The organism is Paraburkholderia sp. C35, from assembly GCF_003121405.1.
Classification (GTDB): Bacteria; Pseudomonadota; Gammaproteobacteria; order Burkholderiales; family Burkholderiaceae; genus Paraburkholderia.
Map to the genome: position 1 here is coordinate 24,056 of NZ_QBUY01000106.1, position 8,462 is coordinate 32,517.

At 62.0% G+C, this 8,462-nt stretch carries 7 protein-coding genes; 6 read left to right on the plus strand and 1 reads right to left on the minus strand.

What is annotated here, in order from left to right:
• Window positions 1-5: 5 nt before the first annotated feature.
• From DK391_RS36420 to DK391_RS36435, 4 genes are all read left to right on the plus strand, one after another.
• Window positions 6-920, plus strand: coding sequence for a carbohydrate kinase (locus DK391_RS36420; RefSeq protein WP_109482850.1), 915 nt, complete (start codon window positions 6-8; stop codon window positions 918-920).
• Between the two features lie 143 nt (window positions 921-1,063).
• Window positions 1,064-1,285: a hypothetical protein gene (locus DK391_RS36425; RefSeq protein WP_109482851.1), complete on the plus strand. Its 222-nt coding sequence runs from the start codon at window positions 1,064-1,066 to the stop codon at window positions 1,283-1,285.
• A gap of 102 nt (window positions 1,286-1,387) precedes the next feature.
• A complete protein-coding gene (locus DK391_RS36430; protein WP_109482852.1) occupies window positions 1,388-1,633 on the plus strand; it encodes a hypothetical protein in 246 nt (81 codons plus the stop codon).
• A gap of 177 nt (window positions 1,634-1,810) precedes the next feature.
• Window positions 1,811-2,749, plus strand: a complete 939-nt coding sequence (locus tag DK391_RS36435; RefSeq protein ID WP_109482853.1) for an ion channel — start codon at window positions 1,811-1,813, stop codon at window positions 2,747-2,749.
• A 57-nt stretch (window positions 2,750-2,806) separates the two neighbouring features.
• On the opposite strand, the gene DK391_RS36440 is transcribed toward DK391_RS36435, so the two are convergent.
• A complete protein-coding gene (locus DK391_RS36440; protein WP_109482854.1) occupies window positions 2,807-3,424 on the minus strand; it encodes a glutathione S-transferase in 618 nt (205 codons plus the stop codon).
• Between the two features lie 189 nt (window positions 3,425-3,613).
• Between DK391_RS36440 and DK391_RS36445 the strand changes: the two genes are divergently transcribed.
• Window positions 3,614-4,513 (plus strand): DUF3800 domain-containing protein, encoded by a 900-nt coding sequence (locus DK391_RS36445; protein ID WP_204117505.1) that lies wholly within the window; start codon window positions 3,614-3,616, stop codon window positions 4,511-4,513.
• Between the two features lie 199 nt (window positions 4,514-4,712).
• Window positions 4,713-8,306: an indolepyruvate ferredoxin oxidoreductase family protein gene (locus DK391_RS36450; protein WP_109482856.1), complete on the plus strand. Its 3,594-nt coding sequence runs from the start codon at window positions 4,713-4,715 to the stop codon at window positions 8,304-8,306.
• Window positions 8,307-8,462 lie beyond the last annotated feature (156 nt).

An 8,462-nucleotide genomic window follows, 5' to 3' on the forward strand; every position in this document is an offset into this window, starting at 1 on the left:
GCACCATGAGCGCAAGCCCTGAATTTCCCGAGTTCGTATCTGCCGGCGACATCCTCACCGATCTCGTGCGCACCGGCCCGGCAACCTGGCTGTCCGTGCCGGGCGGCGCGGGCTGGAACGTGGCGCGCGCCGTCGCGCGGCTCGGCCTGCCGACGGCGTCCGTCGGCTCACTCGGCGTCGACAATTTTTCCGACGATCTCTGGCACGCCAGCGAAGCCGCCGGTCTCGACATGCGCTTCATGCAGCGCGTCGAGCGCGCGCCGCTGCTGGCCGTCGTGCATCAGACGCATCCACCCGCGTACTTCTTCATGGGCGACAACAGCGCCGACCTCGCCTTCGATCCGTCGAAGCTGCCAGAAGGCTGGATGTCGCATGTGAAATGGGCGCACTTTGGCTGCATCAGCCTCGTGCGCCAGCCGCTCGGCGACACGCTCGCGAAGCTCGCCGCCGAACTGCGCGAGCGCGGCGTGAAGATCAGCTTCGATCCTAACTACCGCAATCTGATGGAGCACGGCTACGAGCCGACGCTGCGCAAGATGGCGGCGCTCGCCGATCTGATCAAGGTGTCTGACGAAGACCTGCGGCTGCTGTTCAAGACCGACGACGAAGCGGCCGCGCTCGCGCAACTGCGCGCGATGAACCCGAAGGCAGTCGTGCTCGTCACGCGCGGCTCGGAAACGGCGACGCTGATCGACGGCGAGCACATTGTCGAAGCGAAACCGCCGCGCGTTGCCGTGGCAGATACCGTCGGCGCGGGCGATGCGTCGATCGGCGGGCTGCTGTTCAGCCTGATGACGGCGCCGCAACGCAAGTGGGAAGAGCATCTGGCGTTCTCGCTCGCAGCGGGCGCGGCTGCGTGCCGCCATTCGGGCGCGCATTCGCCGACGCTCGATGAAGTGGTGTCGCTGCTGCAGGATTAAGCAGGGAAGCGGGACAAGACGTTGCCGGTGCAAGCGCCTGGCCGGCTGCGCTCTCCGTCTGCAAGGGTATGGCCGACGGCGTCGACATGTGAGCGTCGAAATCGCGTGCTAGGATTAAATCTCCCCCTTGCTGGAGATGCATCATGGAGGACGTCACCTACACCAAAGGTCTCTATACGGCGACGGCGACCGTTCGCCCGGTAGATGGCGGACAGTATCAGGGCGTCGTTGCGCTGTCGCGCGACGAAGGCGACGAGACGGAAGACACCGTCTACGAAGTCGAAGCCACGTCGGCCACGCCCGATGAAGCGCTCGAAGAAGCCAAAGCGCTGGCCCACAGAATCCTCGGCGAGATCGAACTTTAGGCATCGGATCATAGGCAGCGGGCCTTGAACTGAACGAGACGTGGCGCGTCCGCCGCGCGCCGCGCCGACGACCTTTTCCATGTCGAACAGGCGGAGGCGATCATGGCAGAACCACTTTTTCTCTACGGCGTGTACGCGATACACGTCCGGCCGCTCGAGCTTCAGGGCGCGCGCTGGGACGCGGAGTACGAAATCCGGCATCGCGATCACCCTGTGCAGCGCTGGACCACGGTAGGCGGCGACGCCGGCTTCGCGAGCGAGGCGGAAGCCGTCGAAACAGCCCATCAGCAGGCGGTTGCCGACATCGAACATGGCGCGGGCGTGCCGAAGCCGCGTGCATTCCCCTGATTCTGGACGCTCGATCCTTGATCTGCGATTGGGACACGATTACGGCAGCGCAAGCCAAAACGACGCATTGCCGCCTGTAGCGGGACGGCCGGGCTACACTACATGCCGCAGCGAGCGCGGCGCATCATGACTGCGCCGTAACGATGCGCGACACCCCGTCAGCCGAACAGAAAAACAATGAGCGCGACCCCGCCCGAACCCGATCGTCATCCGAAGCACAAAGGCCGGCTTATCGACCGGAAAATTCGCGTGCGCTCACATACCGTGATCGCGCATGGCCTGCCGCTGCGCGTCTGGCAGGATCTGTATCACCGTGCGCTGATGATCAGTTGGCCGGTGTTCTTTGTCTCGCTCGCGCTAATGTTCCTGCTGCTGAACTCGGTGTTCGCGTCGTTGTATGAACTGGGCGGTGCGTCCATCGCCAATCAGAACCCGGCGGGCTTTGCAGGCGCGTTCTTCTTCAGCGTCGAGACGCTCGCGACGGTCGGTTATGGCGACATGCATCCACAAACCCTTTACGGGCATCTCGTCGCGACGCTCGAGATTTTCGTCGGCATGTCGGGCATCGCGCTGGCCACGGGGCTGATCTTCGCGCGCTTTTCGCGGCCTCGCGCGAAAATCATGTTCTCGCACTACGCGATCGTGCGTCCTATCGACGGACAGACCACGCTGATGGTGCGCACCGCCAACGCGCGCCAGAACGTGATTGTCGAGGCGCGTGCGCGGCTGCGGCTGATGCGCGTCGAGCGGTCGTCGGAAGGTTACGTGCTGCGCAAGATCTACGACCTCAAGCTGGTGCGCGACCAGCAGCCGATGTTCTATCTCGGCTGGAACCTGATGCATGTCATCGACGAAGCCAGCCCGCTGTTCGGCCAGACGGCGAAGAGCCTCGAAGAAGAAGACGCATCGCTGTTGCTTACGATTGAAGGTTCGGACGAAAACACCGCGCAGACGATGCAGGCTCGCTACTCGTGGCCCAGCGAAGACATCCGTTGGCAACACCGCTTCGTCGATCTGATCCGCGAAGAGAACGGCGTGAGCCATATCGACTACACGCATTTCGACGACGTGGAGCCGCTCCAGCCGCACGAACTGCAGCAGGCACCGACGGGCTGACGGCGCCGCTCACGGCTGGTTACTGCGATGGACTGCCGCCATTTCAACGCGTCGACTTCAGCGCGTCGACTTCAACGCGTCGATCTCGCGCTGCTCGATGGCCATGGCGCGCGTGTGCCCTTCGCGCGCCACGGTCCGCTCGACGTATTCGCCGATGCGCCCCGAAGGTTCGAGCAGCTTTGCCATGAAGGCTATCTGCAACGTGCTGGCAAGCAGCAGATCGGCAGCAGAAAAGCGCTTGCCGAGCAGCCAGTCGCCTTCTTCGAGCGCGAGTTCGATGGCCGCTTTCACGCGCTCCAGATTGCCCCAGCCGAAGCTGAACGAATTGCCCGATGCGCCCGTCATCTTTTCGGCCATCGCGGGTTCGAGGCAGCCTGGCGTGAAGAACAGCCATTGCAGGAAACGTCCACGCAATGGATCGCCGACGGGCGCGCCCAGATTGGCCTCGGGAAAGCGATCGGCCAGATACAGCAGCACTGCACCCGATTCGGCGACCTGCACGCCCGCGTCGTCGAGTGCGGGCAGCTTGCACATGGGATTGATGTGGTGGAAGTCCGTGGTGTCCTGCTCGCCTGCGCGGATATTCACGTGCGCCAGTTCGTACGGCGCGCCGACTTCTTCGAGCATCCACAGCGCACGGAACGCGCGCGTTTTCGGCCAGTAATACAGTTTCATTGTCCGTCTCCCGTTGACGAGAAGAGCTGGCGCAGTGGCGCCGCGCTCTGGTTCGATGCAAACCTGCTATCGATTGATGACACTGTTGGTATAGCGTAACCCAACGGCACACCGTCCGCGCCCTGGCCAGATGGCCAGGTGTATTTACAGCACCGTCGGGACGCATTTATACTTATCAACAGGTCGGGAGTGCTGCCTTTTCGCGGTGCGTCGAGCAATGTCTCGCCTGGCTTACCCAATTCCCTCAAGGGGCTGCGTATCGCAGCCCCTTTTTTCTTCCACTCCATGCACCTCCTGTACGTCGACGAATCCGGAACAGTTAGCGATGCGAATCAACAGTATTTCGTGTTGGCTGGAGTGTCTGTATTCGAGCGAACCTGTCATTGGATTGAGTCATCTTTAAACGAGACAATTAAGAAATACTTCGATCCACAAGACATTCATTCGCTGGAACTCCATGCGTCGCCGATGCGCTCGGGCAAGAACGAGTGGCGCAAGTTCAAAAGGGAGGATCGGGAAAACGCGATCGTCGAGGCGCTCAGTGTCGGCGTCGCCCAGCAAAACCGCGGCAACGTTCGTCTGTTCGCCGCCGTCATCCGAAAGGCCGATCTGCCTGCGGACGCAGCCGAAAATGCTTTCACCCAGTTGTATAGCCGTTTCGATCAATTCCTGCGACGTCTGCATCTGAGCGGCAACACGCAGCGCGGCATCATGATTTTCGACAAGACCTCGATCGAACCTCGCATCCAGACCTTGGCGCGAGAATTCAAGACGGCGGGCCACCCGTGGGGACGCACGCGCAACTACGCGGAGGTACCGCTGTTTCTCGACTCGAAGGCATCGAGGCTTATCCAGCTTGCCGACCTGATCGCCTTTGCCATTTTTCGGCATTTCGAACACCACGACTCGAGGTATTTCGACGTCATCCGCCATTGCTTCGACGAAGAAGGCGGCGTCGTCCATGGCTTGCACGTTTATCAACGCGACGCTGACGTGCCCGACGATCCCATTGAGGTGCGTCCCGTGGCTCAGGACTGGTTGCCCAGGCGCCTCCCGATTGAGAGGGCAGAGCGCTATGCGCGGGAATGATATTCACGCTGCCTTGGGATGGTTGGTTATTTTTTTCTCAGATTTTAGAAAAAGATCGGAAACGTTTCGAAACCTGATCGCCACGAGAGCAAATTAGCGAACTTCTTCTCCAATTGACGCGAAAGAATGGAGTCTCTTTCGTTGCGCCACCGAACCGCACTACGGCACCGCCAACGAAACATAAAACGGAGACTCCCCAATGACCGCTCGCCTTCCCATCGACGGCACCCCCGCACTCGCTGATTACCGCCTCTCGGACAACCTCACCGCCACGCGCGGCCGCATCTTCCTGACGGGCACGCAGGCACTCGTGCGTCTCGCGCTGATGCAGCGCCAGCTCGACAAGGCGCGCGGGCTGAATACGGCGGGCTTTATCAGCGGCTATCGCGGCTCGCCGCTCGGCATGGTCGACCAGCAACTGTGGAAGGCGAAGAAACTGCTCGACGCCAACGACGTCCGCTTCCTGCCCGCGATCAACGAGGAACTGGGCGGAACGGCCGTGCTCGGCACGCAGCGCGTTGAGGCAGATCCCGAACGCACCGTCGATGGCGTGTACGCGATGTGGTACGGCAAAGGCCCCGGCGTCGACCGTGCCGGCGACGCGCTCAAGCACGGCAACGCCTACGGTTCGTCGGAGCACGGCGGCGTGCTGGTCGTGGCGGGCGACGATCACGGCTGCGTGTCGTCGTCGATGCCGCATCAGAGCGATTTCGCGATGATCGCGTGGCATATGCCCGTGGTGAATCCGTCGAATATCGCCGATATGCTGGAGTTCGGCATCTACGGCTGGGCACTGTCGCGCTACTCGGGCGCATGGGTCGGCTACAAGGCAATCTCCGAAACGGTCGAATCCGGTTCGACCGTCGATCTCGACGCCATGCAAATGGACTGGCCCGCGCCCGCAGGCTACGAGCCGCCCGCGGGCGGCCTGCACAATCGCTGGCCCGATCTGCCGAGTCTGACGATCGAACAGCGTCTGCACGCCAAGCTCGACGCCGTACGTCACTTCGCGCGCTTCAACAGCATCGACAAATGGATCGCGCCGAGTCCGCATGCGAACGTCGGCATCATCACCTGCGGCAAGGCGCATCTCGATCTGATGGAGGCGCTGCGAAGGCTTGATCTCACCGTCGCCGATCTGGAGCAGGCTGGCGTGCGCATCTACAAGGTCGGGCTGTCGTTTCCGCTGGAAATGACGCGTATCGACGCGTTCGTCTCGGGTCTTTCGGAAGTGCTGGTGATCGAAGAGAAAGGCCCGGTTATCGAGCAGCAGATCAAGGATTATCTGTACAACCGCAGCGAAGGCGCGCGCCCGGCAATCGTCGGCAAGCAGGCACAGGATGGCTCGATGCTGCTGTCGTCACTGGGTGAATTGCGGCCGTCGCGCATTCTGCCCGTGTTCGCGAACTGGCTCGCGCAGCACAAGCCCGCGCTCGACCGGCGCGATCGCGTGGTCGATCTCGTCGCGCCGCAAATCCTTTCGAATGCCGCCGATGCCGTGAAGCGCACGCCCTACTTCTGTTCGGGCTGCCCGCACAACACATCGACGAAAGTGCCGGAAGGCTCGATTGCGCAAGCGGGTATCGGCTGTCACTTCATGGCATCGTGGATGGAGCGCGACACGACGGGTTTGATCCAGATGGGCGGCGAAGGCGTCGATTGGGCCGCGCATTCGATGTTCACGAAAACGCGCCACGTGTTCCAGAATCTCGGCGACGGCACCTACTTCCACTCGGGCATTCTCGCGATCCGCCAGGCTGTCGCGGCGAAGGCGACCATCACCTACAAGATCCTCTACAACGATGCCGTCGCGATGACGGGCGGCCAGCCTGTCGACGGCAGCATCTCGGTGCCGCAGATCGCGCGCCAGGTGGAGGCGGAAGGCGTATCGCACTTCGTCGTGGTCAGCGACGAGCCGGAAAAGTACGACGGCCATCACGGCCTGTTCCCGACGGGCACGACCTTCCATCATCGCAGCGCACTCGACAAGGTTCAGCGCGAACTGCGCGACATCGACGGCGTGACGGTGCTGATCTACGACCAGACCTGTGCCGCCGAAAAGCGCCGCCGTCGCAAGAAAGGCGAATTCCCCGACCCGGACAAGCGTCTCTTCATCAACGAGGAAGTGTGCGAAGGCTGCGGCGATTGCGGCGTGCAGTCGAACTGCCTGTCGGTGGAACCGGTTGAAACGCCGCTGGGACGCAAGCGCCGCATCGATCAGTCGTCGTGCAACAAGGACTATTCGTGCGTCAATGGTTTCTGCCCGAGCTTCGTGACGATCGAAGGCGGTAAGCTGAAAAAAGCTGCCGGCGTCGCCTTCGATGCCACCGCACTCGCCGCGCGTGTCGATGCGTTGCCGGTGCCGGCCACGCAACTCGATGCCGCACCGTACGACATCCTCGTGACGGGTGTCGGCGGCACGGGTGTCGTGACGGTGGGCGCGCTGATCAGCATGGCAGCACACCTGGAAGGCAAGAGCGCATCGGTGCTGGATTTCATGGGCTTTGCGCAAAAGGGCGGCTCGGTGCTGTCGTTCGTGCGCTTTGCTGCACGCGACGAATGGCTGAACCAGGTGCGCATCGACACACAGCAGGCCGACGTGCTGCTCGCGTGCGACATGGTGGTTGGCGCGAGCGCCGATGCCTTGCAGACGGTTCGCCATGGCCGCACGCGCATCGTCGTGAATACGCATGCCATTCCGAACGCTTCGTTCGTGCAGAACCCGGACGCGAATCTGCATGCTGATGCGCTGTTCGACAAGATGCGTCATGCCGCGGGCGAGGAGCGCATGTCATCGTGCGATGCGCAGGCGCTCGCGACGCGTTTTCTCGGCGACACGATCGGCGCGAACATTCTCATGCTTGGATTTGCGTGGCAACTGGGCCTCATGCCGGTGTCGTTCGCAGCGATGATGCGGGCGATCGAACTGAACAACGTCGCGGTGCAGATGAACCAGCTTGCGTTTTCGATTGGCCGCATGGCAGCCGGCGATCCCGCAGGACTCGAGGCGTTGTGGACGCAGCGTCATGCGGTCAAGCCGGCTGTATCGCTGGAGACACTCGACGCGGTGATTGCGGATCGTGAGGCGCGTTTGCTGGCTTATGGTGGTGCGGCTTATGTGAAGCGTTATCGCTCGCTGGTCGATGCGGCGCGCGAAGCGGAGCGCAAGCTTGAAGGCGCGCAGGATGAGCGCCTGAGCCGCGCTGTGGCTTCGACGTTTTATCGTCTGCTGGCTGTGAAGGACGAGTATGAAGTTGCGCGACTGCATAGCGAGCCGGCTTTCCGTGCTGCTCTGGAAGCACAGTTCGAAGGTGTTGCCGGCAAGGACTTCGGTGTGAAGTTCAATCTGGCGCCGCCGACTCTTTCACGCGCGACGCCAGGCGTCAAGCCGCAGAAGAAGACCTTCGGTCAATGGATGTGGCCTGTGTTCGGCGTGATGGCGAAGTGGCGCGGGCTGCGTGGCACGATGCTCGATCCGTTTGGGCGCACCGTCGAGCGGCGCATGGAGCGCGAGTTGTCGGTGGACTATGACGCGACCATGCGGCGTGCTTTTGGTGTGGTCGATGTGGCGACCGTCGATGATGTCGTCAAGCTCGCTGAGTTGCATTCGCGCGTGCGAGGGTATGGACATGTGAAGCTCGCGAATCTTGCGGCAGTGAAGCGCGGTGAGCGCACTTTGGTGGCGGGCTTGCATGTCGAGGCTGCGACTGGGGCAGCTGTTTGGGAAGCGATCGAAGAGGCTAAAGGGTTGGGGGCTTCATTGCGGGGGATTCCTGTTGTAGTGGGTAAATAGGGGTTTTTGTTGTCTGCGACGCTGTTGTGGTTTGCTTTCGCTTTTGCCGGCATCCGCTTTTTGTTAGTGGTTTGCTAGTGTTGCCCCTGTGCGGGGCGGCACCTACTTTTCTTTGCCGCCGCAAAGAAAAGTAGGCAAAAGAAAGCGGGCTAACAC

Bases quoted from the DNA above. Each gene is read 5' to 3' on its own strand.
- DK391_RS36435 (WP_109482853.1), top strand. From the start codon at position 1,811: ATGAGCGCGACCCCGCCCGAACCCGATCGTCATCCGAAGCACAAAGGC.
- DK391_RS36430 (WP_109482852.1), top strand. From the start codon at position 1,388: ATGGCAGAACCACTTTTTCTCTACGGCGTGTACGCGATACACGTCCGG.
- DK391_RS36440 (WP_109482854.1), bottom strand. From the start codon at position 3,424: ATGAAACTGTATTACTGGCCGAAAACGCGCGCGTTCCGTGCGCTGTGG.
- DK391_RS36420 (WP_109482850.1), top strand. From the start codon at position 6: ATGAGCGCAAGCCCTGAATTTCCCGAGTTCGTATCTGCCGGCGACATC.
- DK391_RS36450 (WP_109482856.1), top strand. From the start codon at position 4,713: ATGACCGCTCGCCTTCCCATCGACGGCACCCCCGCACTCGCTGATTAC.
- DK391_RS36425 (WP_109482851.1), top strand. From the start codon at position 1,064: ATGGAGGACGTCACCTACACCAAAGGTCTCTATACGGCGACGGCGACC.